The 22,395-nt window shown below is 59.3% G+C and carries 24 protein-coding genes; 10 read left to right on the top strand and 14 right to left on the bottom strand.

The window, feature by feature from the left end; translation table 11 throughout:
• Positions 1-17: 17 nt before the first annotated feature.
• From FS819_RS15225 to rplS, 3 genes are all read right to left on the bottom strand, one after another.
• Positions 18-1,430, bottom strand: coding sequence for a PepSY-associated TM helix domain-containing protein (locus FS819_RS15225; protein WP_156548050.1), 1,413 nt, complete (start codon positions 1,428-1,430; stop codon positions 18-20).
• 237 nt (positions 1,431-1,667) lie between these two features.
• A complete protein-coding gene (locus FS819_RS15220; protein ID WP_234624554.1) occupies positions 1,668-2,045 on the bottom strand; it encodes a hypothetical protein in 378 nt (125 codons plus the stop codon).
• Positions 2,046-2,296: 251 nt separating this feature from the next.
• Positions 2,297-2,839: a 50S ribosomal protein L19 gene (gene rplS, locus FS819_RS15215; RefSeq protein ID WP_156548048.1), complete on the bottom strand. Its 543-nt coding sequence runs from the start codon at positions 2,837-2,839 to the stop codon at positions 2,297-2,299.
• A 272-nt stretch (positions 2,840-3,111) separates the two neighbouring features.
• Between rplS and FS819_RS15210 the strand changes: the two genes are divergently transcribed.
• Positions 3,112-3,855 carry a sulfite exporter TauE/SafE family protein gene (locus tag FS819_RS15210; RefSeq protein ID WP_156548047.1) on the top strand — a complete coding sequence of 248 codons (744 nt, stop codon included), beginning with the start codon at positions 3,112-3,114 and terminating at the stop codon, positions 3,853-3,855.
• Here FS819_RS15210 and trmD read toward each other — a convergent pair.
• From trmD to FS819_RS15180, 6 genes are all read right to left on the bottom strand, one after another.
• Positions 3,837-4,571, bottom strand: coding sequence for a tRNA (guanosine(37)-N1)-methyltransferase TrmD (trmD, locus tag FS819_RS15205; RefSeq protein ID WP_156548046.1), 735 nt, complete (start codon positions 4,569-4,571; stop codon positions 3,837-3,839). The two genes, FS819_RS15210 and trmD, sit on opposite strands and share 19 nt — an antisense overlap.
• A 1-nt stretch (position 4,572) precedes the next feature.
• Entirely contained in the window at positions 4,573-5,145 is a 573-nt protein-coding gene (rimM, locus tag FS819_RS15200; RefSeq protein ID WP_070152795.1) for a ribosome maturation factor RimM, read from the bottom strand.
• 124 nt (positions 5,146-5,269) lie between these two features.
• The gene (gene rpsP, locus FS819_RS15195; RefSeq protein WP_015917458.1) at positions 5,270-5,641 is read right to left on the bottom strand and encodes a 30S ribosomal protein S16; all 372 of its coding nucleotides are present in this window, start codon (positions 5,639-5,641) and stop codon (positions 5,270-5,272) included.
• Between the two features lie 64 nt (positions 5,642-5,705).
• The gene (locus FS819_RS15190; RefSeq protein WP_156548045.1) at positions 5,706-6,038 is read right to left on the bottom strand and encodes a chorismate mutase; all 333 of its coding nucleotides are present in this window, start codon (positions 6,036-6,038) and stop codon (positions 5,706-5,708) included.
• A 12-nt stretch (positions 6,039-6,050) separates the two neighbouring features.
• Positions 6,051-7,634 carry a signal recognition particle protein gene (ffh, locus tag FS819_RS15185; RefSeq protein WP_156548044.1) on the bottom strand — a complete coding sequence of 528 codons (1,584 nt, stop codon included), beginning with the start codon at positions 7,632-7,634 and terminating at the stop codon, positions 6,051-6,053.
• A 255-nt stretch (positions 7,635-7,889) separates the two neighbouring features.
• A complete protein-coding gene (locus FS819_RS15180) occupies positions 7,890-8,483 on the bottom strand; it encodes a DUF6620 family protein (protein ID WP_156548043.1) in 594 nt (197 codons plus the stop codon).
• Positions 8,484-8,575: 92 nt separating this feature from the next.
• Here FS819_RS15180 and FS819_RS15175 point away from each other — a divergent pair, with 92 nt between their 5' ends.
• From FS819_RS15175 to FS819_RS15150, 6 genes are all read left to right on the top strand, one after another.
• Positions 8,576-9,571 carry an MBL fold metallo-hydrolase gene (locus FS819_RS15175; protein ID WP_156548042.1) on the top strand — a complete coding sequence of 332 codons (996 nt, stop codon included), beginning with the start codon at positions 8,576-8,578 and terminating at the stop codon, positions 9,569-9,571.
• 71 nt (positions 9,572-9,642) lie between these two features.
• Entirely contained in the window at positions 9,643-10,554 is a 912-nt protein-coding gene (gene dapF, locus FS819_RS15170; RefSeq protein WP_156548041.1) for a diaminopimelate epimerase, read from the top strand.
• Complete coding sequence (mtaB, locus tag FS819_RS15165) at positions 10,551-11,825, top strand: tRNA (N(6)-L-threonylcarbamoyladenosine(37)-C(2))-methylthiotransferase MtaB (protein WP_234624553.1); 1,275 nt, start codon at positions 10,551-10,553, stop codon at positions 11,823-11,825. Before dapF ends, mtaB begins: the two co-directional genes overlap by 4 nt.
• 22 nt (positions 11,826-11,847) lie before the next feature.
• Entirely contained in the window at positions 11,848-13,248 is a 1,401-nt protein-coding gene (gene ftsY / locus FS819_RS15160) for a signal recognition particle-docking protein FtsY (protein ID WP_156548040.1), read from the top strand.
• 73 nt (positions 13,249-13,321) lie between these two features.
• Entirely contained in the window at positions 13,322-13,972 is a 651-nt protein-coding gene (locus FS819_RS15155) for a septation protein A (RefSeq protein WP_156548039.1), read from the top strand.
• Positions 13,969-14,559: a DUF2585 domain-containing protein gene (locus FS819_RS15150; protein WP_409050048.1), complete on the top strand. Its 591-nt coding sequence runs from the start codon at positions 13,969-13,971 to the stop codon at positions 14,557-14,559. The genes FS819_RS15155 and FS819_RS15150 overlap by 4 nt, the downstream gene beginning before the upstream one ends.
• Here the strand turns inward: FS819_RS15150 and FS819_RS15145 are convergent.
• The 5 genes from FS819_RS15145 to ccmA all read right to left on the bottom strand — a co-directional run bounded on the left by FS819_RS15145 (position 14,534) and on the right by ccmA (position 17,499).
• Complete coding sequence (locus tag FS819_RS15145; protein WP_156548038.1) at positions 14,534-15,160, bottom strand: DsbE family thiol:disulfide interchange protein; 627 nt, start codon at positions 15,158-15,160, stop codon at positions 14,534-14,536. The two genes, FS819_RS15150 and FS819_RS15145, sit on opposite strands and share 26 nt — an antisense overlap.
• Positions 15,160-15,330 (bottom strand): heme exporter protein CcmD, encoded by a 171-nt coding sequence (ccmD, locus tag FS819_RS15140; RefSeq protein ID WP_070164284.1) that lies wholly within the window; start codon positions 15,328-15,330, stop codon positions 15,160-15,162. Before ccmD ends, FS819_RS15145 begins: the two co-directional genes overlap by 1 nt.
• Complete coding sequence (locus FS819_RS15135; protein ID WP_156548037.1) at positions 15,327-16,109, bottom strand: heme ABC transporter permease; 783 nt, start codon at positions 16,107-16,109, stop codon at positions 15,327-15,329. Before FS819_RS15135 ends, ccmD begins: the two co-directional genes overlap by 4 nt.
• A gap of 68 nt (positions 16,110-16,177) precedes the next feature.
• Positions 16,178-16,837 (bottom strand): heme exporter protein CcmB, encoded by a 660-nt coding sequence (gene ccmB / locus FS819_RS15130; RefSeq protein WP_234624552.1) that lies wholly within the window; start codon positions 16,835-16,837, stop codon positions 16,178-16,180.
• Positions 16,834-17,499, bottom strand: coding sequence for a heme ABC exporter ATP-binding protein CcmA (gene ccmA, locus FS819_RS15125; RefSeq protein WP_197434098.1), 666 nt, complete (start codon positions 17,497-17,499; stop codon positions 16,834-16,836). Before ccmA ends, ccmB begins: the two co-directional genes overlap by 4 nt.
• 251 nt (positions 17,500-17,750) lie before the next feature.
• On the opposite strand from ccmA, the gene acnA reads away from it, so the two are divergent.
• From acnA to FS819_RS15110, 3 genes are all read left to right on the top strand, one after another.
• Entirely contained in the window at positions 17,751-20,444 is a 2,694-nt protein-coding gene (acnA, locus tag FS819_RS15120; protein ID WP_234624551.1) for an aconitate hydratase AcnA, read from the top strand.
• A 406-nt stretch (positions 20,445-20,850) separates the two neighbouring features.
• The gene (locus tag FS819_RS15115) at positions 20,851-21,639 is read left to right on the top strand and encodes a DUF1223 domain-containing protein (protein WP_409050047.1); all 789 of its coding nucleotides are present in this window, start codon (positions 20,851-20,853) and stop codon (positions 21,637-21,639) included.
• A 329-nt stretch (positions 21,640-21,968) separates the two neighbouring features.
• Positions 21,969-22,388, top strand: a complete 420-nt coding sequence (locus tag FS819_RS15110) for a DUF2794 domain-containing protein (RefSeq protein ID WP_156548034.1) — start codon at positions 21,969-21,971, stop codon at positions 22,386-22,388.
• Positions 22,389-22,395: the final 7 nt, after the last annotated feature.

Genomic DNA, 22,395 nt, shown 5'->3' with positions numbered 1-22,395 from the left:
CCCTTTTGAGTGTCGGTTTAGCTCAATGCCCTTTTCAACGGCCTGATCCGGCGGATCAGCACCATGTCGAGCACCAGCACGGCAATCAGCGCCGCGCCGGTCAGGGGAAACAGCAGGGAGGTGAGCAGCATGACGATGGCCCCGGTTTTCCAGAGGCGCATGTCGGCGGGATAGGCAGGCGCCATCAGCCGTGAGGCGCCTTTCGGACGGCGTATCCACCACATGACGATGCCGCTGACGCTGAGGAAAATCACCGCCAGACAGTAAACGGTGACCAGTGCCAGATTCCACAGGCCAATCGTGCCCATGTGAAAGGAAACGCCCGCCGCCATGGCCTTGCCAGCCAGACCATAGTTTTCATATTTGATATCGGCCAGCACCTTGCCGCTATAGCGGTCGATATGCACGGTGCGGTCCAACAGCGGGTTGGTGCTGTCATTGCTCATCGTGTCGCGGGAAATGCTCCAGACGCCGCTTTCATCCTTGGGGAAATTCAGCTGGAAACGGTGGTCGAAACCGATGGCCCGGGCATAGGCAATGACATTGTCCAACGTGACGGCCTCTCCATCCGGCAGTCCGGCGTGACCGGCATGAGATCCGGACATCGGCATCGGTGCCTGTTCCAATGTCCAGGGTACATCCTTGATACTGCCATGGTTCATGGCGGCATGGGTGGCGTCGGACAGCGGGGCATCGCTCCATTTGCCAATCGGGAAGGTGCTCCAGGCCTGGGTGAATTTTTCGCCCCAGACGCCCGCCCAGCTCAAGCCTGAAACCAGAAAGACCAGAAGCAGGATCGAGGCGTAAAAGCCGATGGTGCGGTGCAGGGATTTCCACAGCTGGCGGCCTCGGTCGGTAAAACGGGGGACCAGCATCTGCGAGAATCGCTCGCCCTGACGCGGCCACCACATGTAAAGCCCGGTAATGATCAGCACCACGCCGAAACCGGCGGCGATTTCGATCAGCCGGTCGCCGAGCGTGCCGATCAGCAGGTCGCTGTGAATGTTGTCGGCCAGGTCGTAAAGTCCGCTGCGGCGGCTCCACTGGCCCAGCACCTGCGCGTCATAGGGATTGACGGCGACCATCATGGACTCCTGGCCCCGATTGACCCTGAAGGCCGCCACACTTTCAGGTGTGGCTGGCGCGATATATTGCGCGATAACCCCGCCTGGAACGGCGGATAGTGCGGCGTCTGCCTGTTGCGAGACAAGCGTCTGGGCCAAGGTGGGGGTGACTGTGAAAGCCTTTTCTCCATCGCGTCCGACCAGGGTGGCGCTCCACATCATGATCAGTCCGGTGACAGCCAGCACGATCAGGAAAGGGGCGACGTAGAGCCCGGCATAGAAATGCCAGCGCCAGGCGGCAAAGTAAAATCCTCTGGTTGAGGTTGCTACCGGCTTTTCGACCGGCAGAGAGGTAATGGTGGACATGGTTGAAACCTTGGAAGGGTGCCCGATGGCTGGATTGCTAAACATGCGACGGGCGGACATGCAAAGGCATGAGATCCGGCACGACGGCACAGGCCATGGGCGTGAAATCTGATGGATCAGAGCGTTAGCCGAAGGAAGAACCCTGTTCGACCAAATCCTGCTACCGGCGATGGCCAGGCGTTCCTCGCTCCGCTGCAAGAGAGGCAGCGCGCAAGAGCGGCATGGCCGGATCAGATATCAGCCAAGGGGTGGGGCGCGGGGCGCGCTATTGGGGGGAAAGAGCCTCGCGATGTCAGGTGCTTGAACAGGCGGACTTGCCGTTTCAAGACTGGCTCGGGCCGCCACGCCAATCGTATCAGCGGGCATTGGCAAGAGGATGGAGGCGCCGATACGGCAGGCTTCGCAGCCGCTTTGGAATAGATGTCCGTGCGTTTTGCCGTGATCCTCCGGTGTAAAGGAGGTTTGGCTGGATATGCACAGGACCGGCAGCGAACCATCCGGCAGGGTATACGCGGCAAATTCCGCTGGGATTTGCGGTGTTGCAAAAGCCTGAGGGGCTTTATGGGCAAAGCCAATGGCGACAATAGCGATCATGCACCAGACGTGCACCGCCATTTGCCATGTCATCCGCCTTGCGCGCATCCGCTTTCCCTTGATCGTGCCGGTTCTTGCCGAACCGCCACAGCCTGATCAGCAGTAAGGGGGAGAATGCAATGTTTCAAGATCAATGTCTGGCAACGGCCCTGCGTCGCGTGGCCGCAGGGTTGCCCCTGCGCTGGGACTGTGCTGCCCCTGCGCTGAATGAGCGGGTGGCAACAAAAAAGGCGGCCCGAAGACCGCCTTTTGTAAAAATAATAATGCCGGACTTACTCGGCGGTGCCTTCGGCAGCCTTTGCAGCTTCGGCTTCAGCGGCGGCAGCCTTTTCGGCGGCTTCTGCTGCGGCCTTTTCAGCGGCGAGAGCCTGTGCTGCTGCAACCTTTTCAGCTTCCAGGCGGGCCTTTTCCTCGGCAAGTGCTGCGCGCTCGGCGTCGTTCAGCTTGCGGGCGCGGGTGCCGGTGTTTTCAACGATACGAGCGGATTTGCCGCGACGGTCGCGCAGGTAGTAGAGCTTGGCGCGACGGACCTTACCGCGACGAACCACTTCGACGCTTTCGACCAGCGGCGAATAGACCGGGAAAACGCGCTCGACGCCTTCGCCGTAGGAAATCTTGCGAACGGTGAAGCTTTCGTTGATGCTGCCGCCGGAGCGGGCAATGCAAACGCCTTCATAGGCCTGTACGCGGGTACGGTTGCCTTCCGTGACACGGACGTTGACGCGCAGCGTATCGCCAGGAGAAAATTCCGGCAGGGTGCGCTTGGCTTCGATCTTGGCGGCCTGTTCGGCTTCCAGCTGCTGAATGATGTTCATCGGTTTAACCTTTTCAAGTTCTTCTGAAACAGCCAGAGCGCTCATCCCTCATCCCTGGGTCATAGCCTCGGGATGACGCCTTGCGGCGGGAGCGGTTTCGCAGTTCTTTGTTTTCGGTCTTTTCAGTCTCGTTAACGGATAACACCCGTTTCCGCGCCTGCCCTTATACCAATCGGTCCTGCTTGTCATCCCTTGGCTCCAAGAATTTTGCTCGGATGATTGACTTGCGCAGGCATCGGGCTGTTGCAATAACGGCGCGGGGAGAGCCTTTCATGTCAATCGAAATCATCAGTCTGATGTTTGTCGCCGGGTTTTTCTCGGCGGTGGTCAATGCCATTGCTGGCGGCGGGACCTTCCTGACCTTCGGGGTGCTGACTTTGGCGGGTCTGCCATCGGTCACGGCCAATGCGACCTCCTCCATCATCCAGTTTCCCGGCTATATCACCTCGACGCTCGCCTATCGGCGTGAAATTGCCGCCCATTGGAAAAGTGCTGCGCTGCTGTCGATAATCTCAGCCGTGGGTTCGCTGGTCGGTGCGTTGATCCTGATCTCCCTCTCTAATCCCACTTTCAGCCGCCTGGTGCCCTGGCTGTTGCTGATGGCAACGCTGGTATTTGCGCTTGGCCCCCGGCTGAGGCGCAAGGCTGATAAGCAGCATCCCGCCAACCTGCTCGGATTGCTGCTGCAAGGCGTCACCTCCGTCTATGGCGGATTTTTCGGAGCGGGCATGGGCATCATGATGCTGGCCTCGCTGCAATTTGCCAGCGGCGGCGATTATCACCACCTGAACGCGCTGAAAAACCTGCTGGCCATCGTCATCGCTGCCATTGCCATCCTGGTGTTTGCAACGGCTGGCGCAGTGTCGTGGCTGCACGCGGGCATCATGCTGCCAGCGGCGGCATTGGGAGGCTATGCCGGTGTGCATATGGCCAAACGCGCGCCGCAGACATTGCTGCGCTGGCTGGTGATCGCCGCTGGTCTGTCGCTGGCGATCTACTACTTTTTCAAAGGCTGATTGGTGGGGGGCTGATTGGCTGGAGCCTGGGAGAGCAAATCGGGCCGCCGCTCGCGGGTCAGTGTCTCGGATTGCTCCTGGCGCCAAGCCTCGATGGCACGGTGATTGCCCGAGGTCAGCACTGCCGGGATCTCCCGGCCCTCGAAGACTTGCGGGCGGGTATAATGCGGATGTTCCAGCAATCCGCCCTCGAAGCTTTCATGCAGGCCGGACAGGTCATTGCCCATCACGCCGGGGATGATGCGCACCACGGCATCCAGAAGCGTCAGGGCCGCAGGCTCTCCGCCTGAGAGAATATAATCGCCGATGGAGACTTCCTCCAGATTGCGGGCTTCGATGACCCGCTGGTCGATACCCTCAAACCGTCCGCAGACGATCACCACGCCGCTGCCGCCAGCGATTTCGCGGACCCGTTTCTGGGTGAGCGGCCTGCCGCGTGGGCTCATCAGCAGGCGGGGGCGCCTCTCACTGCCAAGGGTGTCGTCTCCCAGGCTGTCGATGGCTCTGGCCAGCACATCCGGTTTCAGCACCATGCCTGCACCGCCACCGGCGGGCGTGTCATCAACGCTGCGGTGCTTGTCACTGGCAAAATCGCGGATCTGCACCGCCTCCATGGCCCATTGGCCGCGTTCCAGCGCCCGGCCTGCCAGCGACACGCCGAGATGCCCCGGAAACATTTCCGGGTAGAGCGTCAGCACCGTTGCCTGAAATGTCATATCAGCGGCCGCCGCTCTTCGGCTTGCCATCGGCGCTGAACGGTTCTTCGCTCCCGTCGTCCTTCAGGCCTGCTGCCTCCGGATCGATCAACAGCTTGCCTTCCTCCAGATCGATTTGCAGCACGGCGGCCTCGGAAAATGGCACAAGAACGGGGCGTTTGCCCGGTCCTTTCACTTCCAGCAGATCGCCTGCGCCGAAATCGAATACCGCCGTCACGGTGCCGTAGCTATTGCCTTCGGCATCCACCACCGCCAGACCTTCGAGGTCGGCATAGTAGAATTCATCATCATCAAGTTCTTCATCGGGCAGGGCGCTGCGCTCGATAAACAATTCCAGCCCGTTCAGGGCTTCGGCGGCATTGCGGTCATTGATGCCGCGAAAGCGCACCACGACAACGGTTTTGGCCTCACGAATATCCAGCACCTCGAAGACCCGGCCATCTGCGGCATGCAGTTTGCCGTAGTCGCCCAGCGCCATCGGGTCGGCGGTGAAGGACTTCACCCGCACTTCGCCACGGAGGCCCTGGGCGGCACCGATAACGGCCATCAGCACGGGATTTTCAAGCTTGGTCATGGCGGATGAAGGTCCTTGGCGACAGTCGGGGGCTGTTTGAAATTGGGTAGAAGCGGAAGAAGGATAAACGACAAACGGGCGACATGAAACCATGCCGCCCGTCGGTCAAATCATTTCAAACCGATTATTCAGCGGCTTCGGCAGTAGCAGCAGCCAGGGCATCAGCCTTCTGCTTCTTTTCAGCCAGACGCTCAACAGCGCGCTTGCCTGGCTTTGCCTTTTCAGGGTTGCTGCGTGCAGCGCGTTCAGCCAGGCCAGCTTCTGCAAGGAACTTCAGAACGCGGTCGGTCGGCTGTGCGCCCTTGGCAATCCATTCCTTGATACGGTCAGCGTTCAGTTCAACGCGCTTTTCATTGTCCTTGCCGAGCATTGGGTTCCAGGAACCAACCTTTTCCAGGAAACGGCCATCGCGTGGGCTGCGGGCGTCGGCGATAACGATCTGGTAGTAAGGACGCTTCTTGGAGCCGCCGCGGGCGAGACGAATCTTGAGGGACATGGGTATACTCCTTGGTTTTTAACCGGCGCGGTCTGTTGCGTCCGGTATGTTGTTGAGGCCGCCGTCAGGCGGTCTGTTCCGTTTGACTGCTATGTTCAGCCGCAATGGCTTCATGATGCCGGATAACTTCCTTGATGATGAAATTCAGGAAAGTCTCGGCAAAATCCGGGTCGAGTTGGGCGTCCTTGGCAAGCTGCCGCAAACGTTCGATCTGATATTCCTCCCGCGCCGGATCGGCGGCCGGAAGGTCGTATTTGGCTTTCAGCACGCCCACTGCCTGTGTGCAGCGGAAGCGTTCGGCCAGCATATGCACCAGTGCCGCGTCGATATTGTCAATCGACTGGCGGTAACCGGCAAGTTGCTGTCTGATGGCGGTATCAAACACGGGAAGGGACATCGGCAGCTATCCTCACTTCTTCTTTGGGAGACCAGGAAGGCCGGGAAAGCCTCCACCAAGACCGGGCAATTTTCCACCACCCAGGCCGGGAAGTCCGCCACCCATTCCACCTGCCAAGCCACCAAGGCCCGGTGGTGGCTTGATACCGGCAGCTTCAGCCTGGCGCGCCAACGCTTCCAGCTGCTTGGGGTCCATGGAGCTGAGATCCGGCATACCGCCCATTCCACCCCCCATGCCGCCCATACCCATCTTTCCGGCCAGGCCGCCCATCAGCTGCTTCATCATGCCGCCGCCCTTCTTGCCGCCCATCATTTTCATCATGTCGGCCATCTGGCGGTGCATTTTCAAAAGCTTGTTGATCTCGGACGCATCGGTGCCTGAGCCCTTGGCAATGCGCTTCTTGCGGGAATGCTTGAGAATGTCGGGATTGGTACGCTCGGCCTTGGTCATCGAGGAGATGATGGCGATCTGGCGGCCGAACATCTTGTCGTCCATTCCTGACGCCGCCATCTTGTCCTTCATTCCGGCCATGCCGGGCATCAGGCCCATAATGCCGCCCATGCCGCCCATTTTCTGCATCTGGCGGAGCTGATCGGCGAGGTCGTCGAGGTCGAACTTGCCCTTGGCCATCTTGGCGGCCATGGCGGCTGCCTTTTCGGCGTCGATATTTTCGGCGGCCTTTTCGACCAGCGAAACGATATCGCCCATGCCGAGAATACGGTCGGCGATCCGGCGTGGATGGAATTCATCCAGCTCCGTCATCTTTTCACCGACGCCGATCAGCTTGATCGGCTTGCCGGTGACGGCACGCATGGAAAGGGCAGCACCCCCACGGCCATCGCCGTCCATACGGGTCAGCACCAGGCCGGTAATGCCGACTCGCTCATCGAAATTGCGGGCCAGATTGACGGCGTCCTGACCGGTCAGTGCATCGGCGACCAGCAGAATTTCGTGCGGCTTTGCATTCTTCTTGATGTCGGCCATTTCGACCATCAAGGGCTCATCGATATGGGTCCGGCCTGCGGTGTCGAGAATGACCACGTCATGGCCGCCGAGCTTGGCGGCCTGCACGGCACGGCTGGCAATATCGGTCGGTGACTGGCCGACAATGATCGGCAGCGTATCGACGCCGGTCTGCACGCCCAATTGCCGCAATTGTTCCTGGGCGGCGGGACGGCGGGTGTCCAGCGAGGCCATCAGCACTTTCTTGCGGTCGCGGTCGGTCAACCGCTTGGCGATTTTGCCAGTCGTCGTGGTTTTACCCGAGCCCTGAAGGCCGACCATCATGATCACGACAGGGGCCGGTGCGTGCAGGTCGATGGACACGCCCTCGGCGCCCAGCATGTCGACCAATTCGTCATGGACGATCTTGACGACCATCTGGCCGGGCTTGATGGCTTTCAAAACGGCGGCGCCAACCGCCTTTTCCCGCACCTTGTCGGTGAAGCTGCGCACCACTTCCAGAGCGACGTCGGCTTCCAGCAGGGCGCGGCGAACCTCCCGCAGGGCGGCGGAAACATCAGCTTCCGACAACGCGCCACGGCCGGTCAGTCCATTCAAGATGGAGCCAAGGCGGTCCTGCAGGTTCTCAAACATCGCATCATCCTCATGGGTTGGGTTGCCCCAAACCTCGGGTTTTCCTGTGCCAAAAACAAGACGCAAAGCCAAAAATCACCCGAGGGCGCATCGCGCTGTCGGGTGTTGACCTCCGGGAACTCTTTATACCTTTACGGGTCCCGGTCGGCGGCTCGGAGTCATGTCTCGTCGCAGATTTAGGAGGGGTAAACAGCAAAATGCCGCAGGAGTCAAGAATGCTTTGCCTTGAGCAGTGCGGGGGAGGGCCTTGGTGCCTTACTGTTTTGCATAACGCTCGCTGTACTCGGCCTCATAGAAGGCCAGCCTGTCATGCCATTGCATGATCGACTGGCCATCTCCGCCTGCATTTGCCTGGTTTGCGAGTTTCTGAACCCATTGTCCGGCCTCCTGCGAGAATTCGTAGACGGTAAGATCGTGTTCCTCGAGAACCTTTTGCGGGTCGATGCCGAATTTGACAGCCGCTTGCAGGTGGCCTTGAACTCTCGCATAGTCTTCAAAGGTCGCAAGCTTGCCTTTCTGTGCCACCTGCATCGGGGCCTTTGCAAAGCGACCGCTATTGGGATTGGCAAAGGCCTCGCCATAGAGACGGGAGAATTCGCGTTGCGGGTCGGGCGATTCTTTCCACGCCTTGGTAAAACCGGCATCGATTTCCTGAAATTGGGCATCGGTCACGCCCAGTATTTTCTCAATCTCGCTTTTGTCCATATTGTCGGCGATACGGGCGTTGGCTGCCGCCCATTCTTCAAAGGTCACGCCGTGAATAGGGGCAGGGATATTTTGCGCCCATGTCGGCAGGGCAAAAACAAAAGCCCAGGACGTAATCAGTACCGCTATTTTTATCAAATACATCCATATGTCCTATTTGCCAAAAAACGGTTGTAATCCATATCTAGGTGATCGTGACTTTCTGGGAAGTCATCGATTTAACAATTGAAGATGTCATGACAAAAAATCCCTATTATCGCGGTCCCGTTTCCGACCATTTCGATGGAACCCGTTTTTTCAATCCTGGCGGTATCGTACCCTTCGGCTTTACCGCCGTTATGCGCTGGAAGCTCAAAGGTCAGCGCGCCATCTGGCCCAAAGCTGTCGCGTTGCCGGAAGGTCAGGCTCGGCCTCTGCCGCGTGTCGAGGGCAAAGATCTGCGGGTGACGATGATCGGCCATGCCTCGATGCTGATCCAGGTTGGCGGGCTCAATATTCTGACCGATCCTGTGTGGTCCGACCGGGCCAGCCCGGTGGCATTTGCCGGACCGAAACGAGCGATTGCTCCTGGCGTCCGGCTGAATGACCTGCCGCCCATCGATGTGGTGCTGATCACCCATAATCATTACGACCATCTCGACGGAAAGACGCTGGCGCGCCTGCATCACGCATTCGCGCCGCATTTCGTCACGCCATTGGGCAATGATGTCACCATTCGCCGTGCCGTGCCTCTGGCCCATGTCAGCGTGCTGGATTGGGGGCAGCATCTGGCGGTCAGCGCCGATACCCGTGTCACAGCAGAACCCTGCCATCATTGGTCAGCGCGGGGCGCAAGAGATCGGCGCATGGCGCTATGGGCGGCCTTTGTGCTCGAAACACCTGCCGGCAAGATCTACCATATCGGCGATACCGGCTTTCACGATGGCATCAATTACCGGGCAGCGGCTCGGAAATATGGAGGATTCCGGCTGGCTAACCTGCCGATCGGCGCCTATGAGCCGCGCTGGTTCATGCGCGGCCAGCATCAAAACCCGCAGGAGGCGGTGGAGGGGTTTACGCTCTGCAATGCCTCTTTTGCTGTCGGCCATCATTTTGGAACGTTCCAGCTGACCGACGAGCCGATGACGGAGCCGGCTGACCATCTGGTCGCCGCGTTGAAAGCGGCGGGCATTGCGCCCGAACGGTTCCGGCCTTTGCGGGCTGGCCAGGTGTTTGATGTGCCTGCTGGTTGAGCCCTGCTGCCACTGGTAATTCCAGTGAAATTGCGCCATATAGCGCTCAACAACCGCAGGACAGGAAGGCTATGGGCAATCGGGTCGAATTCGCGAAAATGAACGGGCTTGGCAACAAGATCCTGGTCGTCGACATGCGTGGCCGCACCGACCGGGTCACGCCGCAGGCGGCCATTGCGCTGGCGGGTGACGCTGAAACCCATTTCGACCAGATCATGGCGATCCATGATCCGAAGCTGGCGGGTACCTTCGCCTATATCGACATTATCAATTGCGATGGCACGCTGGCGCAGGCCTGCGGCAATGGTACGCGCTGCGTGGTGCAGGCCCTGTCGGCGGAAACCGGTCTGAAGGCTTTCACCTTCCAGACGCTGGCTGGCATTCTCAATGCTGTCGAGCATGAAGACGGCTCGGTGTCCGTGGATATGGGGGTTCCGGTGTTCGACTGGAACCGCATCCCGCTGTCGGAAGAGTTTCACGATACCAGCCGGATCGAATTGCAGATCGGGCCGATTGATGCCCCGGTGCTGCATTCGCCTGCCGTGATGTCGATGGGCAATCCACATGCGGTGTTCTGGGTGGACCGCGACCCGATGTCCTATGATCTGGAACGGTTCGGGCCGCTGCTGGAAAACCATCCGCTGTTTCCCGAAAAGGCCAATATTACCCTGGCGCAAGTGACCTCCAGGACTGCGATGACGACCCGCACCTGGGAGCGCGGTGCCGGGCTGACGCTGGCTTGCGGTTCCGCCGCCTGCGCCGCCGGGGTTTCCGCTGCGCGCACCGGGCGCGCCGAGCGCAAGGTGACGATCACCGTCGCCTCCAGCCCCAACCGCCAGGCGCTCGACATCGAATGGCGCGAGCGGGACGGGCATGTGATCATGACGGGTGCGGCAGAATGGGAATGGGCTGGACAGCTCAATCCGCAGACCGGCGACTGGCAGCGCGAGCAGCAGGCGGGCCAAGAGGCCTCGGTCTCGTGAGCGACATAAACGTCATCACCTTCGGCTGCCGCCTCAATACCTACGAATCGGAAGTGATGAAGGCGGAGGCCGAAAAGGCGGGCCTTGATCAGGCCATTCTGGTCAATACCTGTGCGGTGACGGGCGAAGCGGTGCGCCAGGCTCGCCAAGCCATTCGCCGCGCCCGGCGTGAAAACCCGCAAGCGCGGATTATTGTTACCGGCTGTGCCGCCCAGACCGATGCCGCAGGCTTTGCTGCCATGCCGGAAGTGGATCTGGTGCTGGGCAATGAGGAAAAGCTGAAGGCTGAACATTACCGGGCATTGCCCGACTTCGGCGTGGCTGCGGCAGAAAAGCTGCGGGTCAACGACATCATGAGCGTGACGGAGACCGCGCCGCAGATGGTCAGCCATATCGATGGCCATGTGCGTGGTTTCCTTCAGGTGCAGAACGGTTGCGACCATCGCTGCACCTTCTGCATCATCCCCTATGGGCGCGGCAATTCGCGCTCCGTGCCGATGGGGGCCGTGGTGGAACAGGCCCGCAAGCTGGTGGAAAACGGCTACCGCGAAGTGGTGCTGACCGGCGTGGATGCCACCAGCTATGGCGCCGATCTGCCTGGCCAGCCCAGCCTGGGCCTGCTGGCCAAGACGCTGTTGAAACAGGTGCCTGACATTCTGCGTCTGCGGCTGTCCTCCATCGATAGTATCGAGGTTGACCGCCATCTGATCGACCTGATCGCCGAAGAGCCGCGTTTCATGCCGCATCTGCACCTGTCTTTGCAGCATGGTGACGACATGATCCTGAAGCGGATGAAGCGCCGCCATTCACGGGCGGATGCCTTGGGGTTTGCGACACAGGTCCGCGCCCTGCGGCCCGATTTCAGCTTCGGTGCCGACATGATTGCAGGGTTCCCGACCGAAACCGAGGAGATGGCGGCAAATTCTGCCTTGTTGGCGCAAGAGATCGGCATCGCCCATCTGCATGTCTTTCCCTATAGTCCACGGCCCGGCACACCGGCCGCCCGGATGCCGCAACTGGACCGCGCTTTGGTGAAAGCGCGTGCCGCCAGCCTTCGTGCGGTTGCCGAACAGCTGCATCATGCCCATCTTGAACACATGGTCGGCTCACAGCAAAAGCTGCTGGTGGAGCGCAACGAAATGGCGCATACGCAGGACTTCACCCTCGTGGCCGCTCCGGGCCATCTGCCGGGTGCCCTTGTGGATGCGGTGATCGGCGGTCACAATGGACGTCATCTGATTATTGAACAGTCAGCCGCCGCAGCGGCCTGAACGTCGAAAAGCAAAGAACATCATGGCGCTTGGATTCATCAAAAAAGTCTTCACCTTTGGCAGGGACAAGCCAAGCGAAACAGGTGTGCCAAGTGAAACAGGTGTGCAAAGCGAAACAGGTGTAGATGCCGGGCTTTCCACTGAGGAAAAAGCCGCCATTGCCGCCGAGAGCGAGCCGCATGACCGTGTGGAGCAATTGCCACTGGCCGAAGATCCTGTTCTGGCCGAGGAAATCGAGACGGCAGGCGGACCCTCCGATGATCTGGTCGAAGATCAGGCTGATGAAGATGATGTGACGGCGGATGACTTGAGCCTCTTGCCGCTCTCGCTGCTGGAAGCCGAAGAGGCTGCTCAAGAACACGCATCTGACGCGACGCCTTCCTTCGACGAGTTGCTCGACGAGGCGGAAGGTGCTGCGCCCGGCACCGAAATTGCGCTGCCCAAGGGGTTTTCGACTGTGGTCGAGCCTGAGCCTGAGCCGGAAACGCCTGAGGTGAAGCAGAGTTGGTTCCAACGCCTCAAAGCCGGGTTGTTTCGCACCTCTTCGCAGCTCACCGGCCAGATCTCAGCACTTTTCACCAAGCGCAAGCTGGACGAAGAGACGCTGGAAGAGCTGGAAGATCTGCTGATTCAGGCCGATCTCGGCGTCGAGACTGCCATGCGGGTGACGGCGACGCTGTCGTCCGAGCGCTATGGCAAGGATGTGACCGGCGAGGACGTGACGCGGATCATGGCGGCTGAAATCGTCAAGGTGTTGAAGCCGGTGGCAAAGCCGCTGGCACTGGATCTCAATCACAAACCGCATGTCATTCTCGTTGTCGGCGTCAACGGCACGGGCAAGACCACGACCATCGGCAAGCTTGCTGCCAAATTGTCCGGCTCCGGGCTAAAGGTCATGCTGGCGGCGGGCGATACGTTTCGGGCGGCGGCCATCGAGCAGCTGAAAATCTGGGCAGACCGCACCGGCTCCACCTTTATCGGCACCAAGCTGGGCGCCGATGCGGCGGGGCTGGCCTATGATGCTTTTGAGAAGGCCAGGGCTGAGAAATCCGACGTGCTGATTATCGATACGGCAGGTCGCTTGCAGAATAAGACAGAGTTGATGGACGAGCTGGAAAAGATCGTTCGGGTTCTCTCCAAGCTTGACCCGGATGCGCCGCATACCGTGTTGCAGACGCTGGATGCGACCACCGGCCAGAACGCCATGAACCAGGTGGAGATTTTCCGCAATGTCGCCGGTGTCAACGGCCTGATCATGACCAAGCTGGATGGTACGGCGCGCGGCGGTATTCTGGTCGCCATCGCCGCCAAGCATAAATTACCGGTCTATTTCATTGGCGTTGGCGAAGGCGTCGATGATCTCGAACCCTTCGAGGCCGAGGATTTTGCCCGTGCCATTGCCGGTTTTGGCCCCTCAAGCTAAAGCACCCACCTTTAAATTCGACGCAATTTCACGTTAATCACCGTATTGAGCCCAAAGAGCAAAGCAGGATACCATGACAGCAGGAAACGCAGGCCAGCAACCGAGTGCGGCAGAACAGCATCACCCCTTGCTGAAGCTGGCCTTGGAGCTTGGCCCTCTGCTGGTGTTCTTCTTCGGCAATCTGCGCGGCGAATGGCTGGCGGCGCATTTTCCGGCTCTGACCGCCATCGGCGGACCGCTGTTGATTGCGACAGCGCTGTTCATGGTCGCCACCGTGCTGGCGCTTGTCGTGTCCAAGATCGTCTTCAAGCACTTGCCGATCATGCCTTTTGTGTCCGGCGTGGTGGTGCTGGTCTTCGGCTCGCTGTCAATCTGGCTCCAGGACGACACATTCATCAAGATGAAGCCGACCATCGTCAATGCACTGTTCGGCCTGGTGCTGCTTGGCGGATTGCTGTTCGGGAAATCCTTGCTCGGCTATGTCTTCAACGCCGCCTTTCAGCTCGATGACGAGGGCTGGCGTAAACTGACGCTGCGCTGGGGTATTTTCTTCCTGTTCCTGTCGGTGTTGAACGAGGTGGTTTGGCGTAATTTCACCAATGCTGTCTGGGTGAATTTCAAGGTCTGGGGCACGATGCCGATCACCATTCTGTTCACGCTGGCGCAGATGCCGCTGATCATGCGCCATTCCCTTGAAAACAAGGCGGAAGAGGGCGGCAAGTGACGGCTGTGGCGGGAGCGCCGAAAACCCATCACCCCGCCTCGTTCTGGCTGGTGGTTCCCGTCATCATTCTGGCCGTGCAGATCTTGGCCGAGCATTTTATGGGCCGGATCTGGATCTGCTCCTGCGGATATGTGAAATTGTTCGAGGCGGGCGTGAATACGCCGGGCAATTCCCAACACCTGGCGGACTGGTACACGCCCTCGCATATCATCCACGGATTCCTGTTTTACGGTCTCGGCTGGCTGGTGCTGCGGCGCGGGTCGTTCGGTCAGCGGCTGACACTGGCCACCCTGATCGAGGCCGGTTGGGAATTATTGGAAAATTCGCCCATCATCATCAACCGTTACCGCGCCGCCACCATGGCGGTAGGCTATGAAGGTGACAGCATCCTGAATTCGGCGATGGATACCGTTTTCATGGCTCTCGGCTTCCTGTTTGCGGCCCGTGTGCCGGTGTGGCTGACGATTGTCGTTGCCGTGTTTTTCGAGTTGCTGACGGGGTATCTGATCCGCGACAATCTAACGCTCAATGTCATCATGCTGGTCTGGCCGGTGGATGCGATCAAGGCCTGGCAGGCGGCTCTGTAATGGCTTTGACGGCAAGCGCCCTGTCAATAGCCGGGTAAAGACCCTTTTCTATCGACTGCGCATCGAAAGGCCCGACCCGCTTGTAAACAATCGTGCCATCCGGCGCGACGAGATAGCTTTCCGGGATGCCGTAGACGCCCCAGTCAATTGCCGCCTTGCCGTTCGGGTCGATGCCGATGGCCTTATAGGGATTGCCAAGTTCGCCCAAAAACCTCAGCGCGTTGTCGCTCTTGTCCTTGTAGTTGATGGCGACGATCTGGATGCGGGGGTCATTGCTCAACTGTTTCAGCAATGGATGCTCGTCCCGGCAGGGGACACACCAGGAGGCAAACACATTGACCAGCGTCAGCTTGCCCGTGATGGCGGAAGAGGTCAGCGCCGGAAGGTTGGAGCCCTCCAGCGGTGGCAGGTTCAAGGTGGGCGCCTTGGTGCCGATCAGTGCGGAGGGAATATCGCTGACATTCTTGCCGTTGAAATCCTGATCATAGAGCATCTTGCCCGCTGTTCCCGCGATCACCGCAAAAACCGCAAGCGGAATGGCCGCCAGCAGGTAACGGGAGAACCCGCGCTTTTCAGCGGTTTCCAGCCTGTTCTCAGCCATCAGAGCGCCTTTTCTGTCGATGTGTCGGAGCGGCGGCGGATGCCTGCCGCCTCCAGCGCCTTCAGCTCTTTCTGACGGGCGCGGCCTTCCAGCCAGATCCAGACGACCATAAACAGGATGGCAGCAGCGGTCAGCCCGTAGGCGGTGCCAATATAGAAGGCATATTTCATGATGCACTCTCCTGCGAGGCGACCCGGGCGGCAAGCCGACGCTGGGCCATGATTCGCCGCCGCCAGATCTCGTTGCGCATCGCCATCAGATGCAGGGTGAAGAACAGCAGCGTGAAGGCCACGGCCATGATCAGCAGTGGCCGCAGAAACTCCGGATCGACGCTTGGGCCGCCAAGCTTCATGATGCTGGCAGGCTGGTGCAGCGTATTCCACCATTCCACGGAAAACTTGATGATCGGAATATTGACGAAGCCGACCAGGATCAGCACCGAACTGATCCGCGCCGATTTTGACGGATCGTCCATGGCCCGGTTGAGGGCGATCAGGCCCAGATACATCAGGAACAGAATGAACACCGAAGTCAGTCGGGCATCGCCCCAGGCCCACCATGTTCCCCACATGGGCCGACCCCAGAGCGAGCCGGTGACCAGCGCGATGAAGGTAAAGGCCGCTCCCAGCGGGGCTGCGGCCCGATGGCTGACATCGGCCAGCGGATGACGCCAGACCAGCGTGCCGATGGCGGAGATCGCCATCACCGAATAGCACATCATCGCCAACCAGGCGGCGGGCACGTGGATATACATGATCCGCACCGTGTCGCCCTGCTGGTAATCGCCCTCGGTGGTGAAGGCGAGCGTCAGGCCGACGGCCAGCAGAATAATGGTTATTGCCGTCATCCACGGCAGAACACGCGCCACCAGCGCCAGAAACCGGGTGGGGTTGGCCAGCGCGTTTAATCGGGCAGTAAGCTTGGTCGAAGCAAGGCTGTTGTCGGTCATGCTGCTTTCTACCCTGAGGATGGTGTTGCTGCAATTGATCGCAATCAATTGAAGATGGTCAAGAACGATCAATCCGCTGTGTTTCTAAGCGCCAACGCGGCTGCCGATGGCCCGATGACTGCGAAGAATAACGTCAGTGCCGATAGAAACAGAAAGGGCGGCAGGAAAGGCGCCGGGTCTTCCACGGCAGCATAGGAGGCGCTGACACCGAAAATCAGCACCGGAATGGCCAGTGGCAGAACCAGGATCGACACCAGCAGCCCACCACGCGGCAGGGCCACGGCGACGGCTGCCCCGGCAGCGCCGATGAAGGTGAGGGCGGGAGAGCCAACCAGTAGCGTCAGCATCACCGCCCCGATGGCCATTTCGCTCATATTCATGAAAAGGCCGAGCAGCGGCGACGCGATCACCAGCGGCAGACTGGTCGCCGTCCAATGGGCCAGGCATTTGACGAAGACGGTCAGCACCAGCGGGGTGTCCTGCATCAGCAGCAGATCCAGCGAGCCATCATCCCGGTCGGCCTGAAACAACCGGTCGAGGCCGAGCAGCGCCGACAGCAGCGCGCCGATCCAGACAATGGCCGGGCCGATGCGGGCCAGCAGGTTCATATCCGGCCCGACGCCAAAGGGAATGACGGCAACCACGGTCAGGAAAAACAGCACGCCGATCAGCGCGCCGCCGCCCGCCCTGACCGACAGTTTCAAGTCGCGCAGGAAAAGAGCGATCACGCCGCATCCTCCAGATCGGCGTAGTCGAAGCCCTTCATTTCCAACAGATTCGGGCTGTCCAACCCCAGGGGCTGGTGGGTGGCGGCCAGTACCATGCCGCCTTGGGCCAGATGGGCGCGAATCAGGCTTGAAAACATCTCATCGGCTTTGACATCCAATGCCGCCGTCGGCTCATCGAGAATCCAGATCGGGCGGTAGGACACCAGCAGCCGGGCCATGGCAAAGCGCCGCTGCTGCCCGGCAGAAAGATAGCCATAGGGCAGGTGGGTGATGCCGCCCAGGCCAACCTGATCGGCAGCCTCTTCAATGGAGATGCCCGCACCGCCTTGGGCCTGTCCGAGAAATGCTTTCCAGAACTCCAGATTTTCGGCCACCGTCAGTTCCGCCTTCATGCCGTTGCGATGGCCGAGGTAATGGCTGACCTCGCGGGGTGGTCGTGGCTCGGTGCCGGGTGATTCGAACAGGACAGAGCCGCGCTCTGGCCGGATGAAGCCAGCGATGACCCGCAACAGGGTGGATTTTCCCGATCCGTTGCGACCGGTCAGGACCAGCGCTTCGCCGCTTTGCAGCGTGAAGGAGACGTTGCGAAACAACAGATCCTCGCCGCGTTTCGCCGCCAGTTCCAGGGCATTTAGCCGGGTGATTTCCCCTTTGTTTAGCAAAGCTTATCGCCTTTAAAAAATTGTGCCATTTGGCCTTCTACACTCTGGAACAGTTCTTGGAAATTCTCTATAAGACCTGCAACCACGCCAGCGACCGGCGTGTCCATCATCCTAGCGCCGAACTTGAATGTTGCGTAAAGCGATTTTCACGGGCGGACAGCGGAAATGGTCGCACCCGCATCCTGATGTGCATGTAGTGCATAGGCGTCCGCACGTATGTGTTGGCTATCAGTATCAGCGGGGTTCTATCCGTGTCCAAATCGCTTGACAGTTTCAATTGCCGGTCGACGCTTTCCGTCGATGGCAAGGATTATGTCTATTACAGTATCCCCAAGGCCGAGGCCAATGGCCTGACCGGCGTTTCCAAGCTGCCCTATTCCATGAAGGTGCTGCTGGAAAACCTGCTGCGCAACGAAGACGGCCGCTCCGTCACCAAGGCCGACATTGAAAACGTCGCCGCCTGGCTGGTTGACAAGGGTACGGCTGAAAACGAAATCGCCTATCGTCCGGCCCGCGTGCTGATGCAGGACTTCACCGGCGTTCCCGCCGTGGTCGATCTGGCTGCCATGCGCGATGCCATGGTGTCGCTGGGCGGCGATCCGGAAAAGATCAACCCGCTGGTTCCCGTTGACCTCGTCATCGACCACTCGGTCATCGTCGATGAGTTCGGCACGCCAACCGCTTTCGCCCGCAACGTTGAGTTGGAATATGAGCGCAACGGCGAGCGTTACCGCTTCCTCAAGTGGGGCCAGCAGGCGTTCAAGAATTTCCGCGTTGTTCCTCCTGGTACCGGCATCTGTCACCAGGTCAATCTCGAATATCTCGGCCAGACCGTCTGGACCAAGGACGAAGACGGCGAAACCACCGCTTATCCCGATACCTGCGTTGGCACCGACAGCCACACGACCATGATCAATGGTCTGGGCGTTCTGGGCTGGGGCGTGGGCGGTATCGAAGCTGAAGCGGCCATGCTTGGCCAGCCGGTTTCCATGCTTCTGCCTGAAGTCATCGGCTTCAAGCTGACTGGCAAGGTCAAGGAAGGCGTCACCGCCACCGACCTCGTGCTGACTGTCGTGCAGATGCTGCGCAAGAAGGGCGTTGTCTCCAAGTTCGTTGAATTCTATGGCCCCGGCCTGGATTCTATGTCGCTGGCCGACCGTGCCACCATCGGCAATATGGGTCCGGAATATGGCGCGACCTGCGGCTTCTTCCCGGTCGATGGCGAAACCATCAACTACCTCACCATGTCTGGCCGCACCAAGGACCGGATTGCACTGGTCGAAGCCTATTCCAAGGCGCAGGGCATGTGGCGCGATGGCGACGGCTCGGATCTGGTCTTCACCGACACGCTTGAACTCGAACTCAGCGATGTTGTGCCGTCCATGGCCGGTCCAAAGCGTCCGGAAGGCCGTTTGGCGCTGGAAACCATTGCACCAAACTTCGCAACCGCTCTGGAAGGCGATTACAAGAAGCCCGGCCAGCTGACTAACCGTTACGCGGTTGAAGGCACCGACTTCGACCTCGGCCATGGCGATGTGGCGATTGCCGCCATCACCTCCTGCACCAACACCTCCAACCCGAGCGTGTTGATTGCCGCTGGCCTGCTGGCCCGCAATGCTGTTGCCAAGGGTCTGAAGTCCAAGCCTTGGGTCAAGACCTCGCTGGCACCGGGAAGCCAAGTTGTTGGCGAATACCTGTCCAAGTCCGGCTTGCAGGTTTCTCTGGATGCACTCGGCTTCAACCTCGTTGGTTTCGGCTGCACCACTTGCATCGGTAACTCTGGCCCGCTGCCAGCGCCGATCTCCAAGACCATCAACGACAAGGGCCTGATCACCGCTGGCGTATTGTCGGGCAACCGTAACTTTGAAGGCCGTATCTCGCCGGACGTTCAGGCCAACTATCTGGCATCTCCGCCGCTGGTTGTTGCTTACGCGCTGGCCGGTTCGGTTCAGAAGGACCTGACCACCGAGCCTCTGGGCGAAGATCAGGACGGCAATCCCGTGTTCCTTCGGGATATCTGGCCGACCTCCAAGGAAATCCAGGAATTCATCCTGAAATACGTCACGCGCGAGCTGTATGAAAGCAAGTATGCGGACGTGTTCAAGGGTGATGAAAACTGGCAGGCCGTGCAGATCCCTGCTGGCCAGACCTATGCCTGGGACGACAACTCGACCTATGTGCAGAACCCGCCTTACTTCGTGGGTATGGGCAAGAGCGGCTCTGGTCTCAAGAACATCACCAATGCGCGCGTCCTTGGTCTGTTTGGCGACAAGATCACCACCGACCATATCTCGCCGGCTGGCTCCATCAAGGCGGCGTCGCCGGCTGGCGCCTATCTGCTGGACCATGGCGTTGGCGTGGCGGACTTCAACCAGTACGGCACCCGTCGCGGCAATCACGAAGTGATGATGCGCGGTACCTTCGCCAATATCCGCATCCGTAACCACATGCTCGGCCCGAACGGCAAGGAAGGTGGCTACACCATCCATTATCCGTCCAAGGAAGAGATGTCGATTTACGATGCGGCCATGCAGTACAAGGCCGAGGGCGTTCCGCTGGTGATCTTTGCAGGCGTCGAATACGGCAACGGTTCCTCGCGTGACTGGGCTGCCAAGGGCACCAACCTGCTCGGCGTGCGCGCCGTGATCGCCCAGTCGTTCGAGCGTATCCACCGCTCCAACCTGGTCGGCATGGGTATCGTACCTTTCTGCTTCGAGGACGGCACCACTTGGGCCAGCCTCAACCTGAAGGGCGACGAAACCGTGACGATCGAAGGCCTCGAAGGCGAGATCAAGCCACGCGAGAAGAAGATCGCCAAGATCACCTATGCCGATGGCACAGTGAAGGATCTGCCGCTGATCTGCCGCATCGATACGCTTGACGAAGTGACCTACGTGAACAACGGTGGCATCTTGCAGACCGTTCTGCGCGATCTGGCCGCTTAATCCGGTCGATTCCTATTGAAAATAACAGCCGCCGGCGCAAATGCCGGCGGCTTTTTTGTTTTCTCTTCGCTTCAAGGTTGCTCTCACCCCAACGTGACTTGGTGTTGAAGTAGGTCCTGTTTATCCTCTCAATCCATGAGCAGACAGATCAGCGGTGTGGCGATGCTTAAGACCAGGTTCATGTGACCGGTTTAAACTGCTTTGACATGTTCATGCAGTATGGACAGCGTAAGCCGGGCCGGCTGCAAGGACTTGCTGCAAAGGGGCGGCGGAACCGAGCAGCATCGGGTTAGCGGCTCTAGACGCTTGGACTGCGATCATCGGCGCGATGCCGTGCTATTGTGGCCGGGCTTTAAGAGTTGAATAAAGGGGAGGGTTGAAAAATGGGGCAGTATCGGTGGTTTCGATGAAGGTTACGGCAATCCCTGGAAAAGGCCTCCTTATGGCCCTGATGATGTGCCTGGCAGGGGCCTCAACCGTCAAGGCTGAGGACGCGCGTTTGCCAAAGGGGGTTGTCGAGCTTTTTACGTCGCAGGGCTGCGTGTCCTGCCCACCCGCCGACCGTGCTTTTGAAGCGCTCGCCAAACAGCCTGACGTGATCGCACTGGCCTACCATGTCGATTACTGGAACTACCGCGGTTGGACCGATACGCTCGGGTCCCCTGGCAATACCGCCCGCCAATATGCTTATGCGCGAAGCTTTGGTAGGAGCGGTGTCTATACGCCCCAGGCTGTGGTCAATGGCACGATGCAGATGAAGGGCACCGATGCGACGACGCTTTCGGGAAAACTGGATGGGCTGCGGGCCAGTGGCAATGGCCTGTCGGTCAAGGTCGATGCAGCCATCCAAGGCGACGCACTGTCGGTGTCGATCGGGAGTGGGCAAGGCCGCGCCGATGTGGTCGTCGTCTATTTCAAGCGTCGAAAAGATGTCGAGGTTCTAAAGGGTGAAAACAAGGGTCAGCGCATGACCTATTGGAACAGCGTCAGCGACATCCAATCTGTTGGCATGTGGCATGGCGATAGTTTGAAACTGACCCTGCCATCCAAGGTCCTGCGCAGCAATGATTGTGATGGATTTGCAGTCTTGCTTCAGTCTTCGACGCAAAATGGAGAGCCTGGCCGTATCGTCGGGGCAGCGATGGTAATGGCTCAATCCGCAGGAAATGAGAGCGCTAAGCAACTCAATCCATGATCGGCAGACAATCCGCACGCATAGGATCACATGTGTCACATGCAATCCTGTGGCTTCAGCGGGTCCGGCCGGGAACATTGGGGGGCTGGGGGTAAGGGGTCAATGCGCCAGACCGGACCCTTGACGCTGACGCGTCAACTGAAGACGGTGCAATCTCGTCTGCAATTGGGGCGCTGTTTTGACCGAAATACGGCGAAGGAAAAAAACCTTCCGAAATGGTGCAGGTTGAGCTTTTTGGCGCAAACGGCTTACGCAGTTACGCTCTTGCAATTTGATGCCTGTCAGGCAAACTGTCACCGGCTTGTCATGAAAAGCACGAAGGAGCCCCAATGACCGATCAGCCGGATTTACCTCGTGAAGTCCCGCCCGTCACTCCTGAAACTGGCCAGCGCCCTGGCAACAGATCTTCTCCCGTGGTGGATCTTAGGGATTACAAGCAGAATCTCGATCCGCTGCCGGTCACTTTTCATCGTACGGAATTGGACGCGATCTTATGGGTCTATGGCCGAATGGTCGGGGAAGGCGAGTGGCGCGATTACGCGCTCGACCATCTGAAAGACAAGGCGGTGTTTTCCGTTTTCAAGCGCTCTGGTGAAATGCCCCTGTATCGGATCGAGAAAAATCCGAAGCTTGCGGCAAAGCAGGGGGCTTTTTCGGTGGTCAATACCCACGGAATGATTTTGAAACGTGGGCATGACCTGCGTCAGGTGCTGAAAGTGTTCGACAAAGTTTTGAAACTGGTCGAGTAGAGCGTCC

This window comes from Allorhizobium sp. Av2 (genome assembly GCF_021462805.2).
GTDB lineage: Bacteria > Pseudomonadota > Alphaproteobacteria > Rhizobiales > Rhizobiaceae > Allorhizobium > Allorhizobium vitis_G.
The sequence above is the reverse complement of the archived record's forward strand: the minus strand, read 5'-3'. Positions and strand labels throughout refer to the sequence as shown.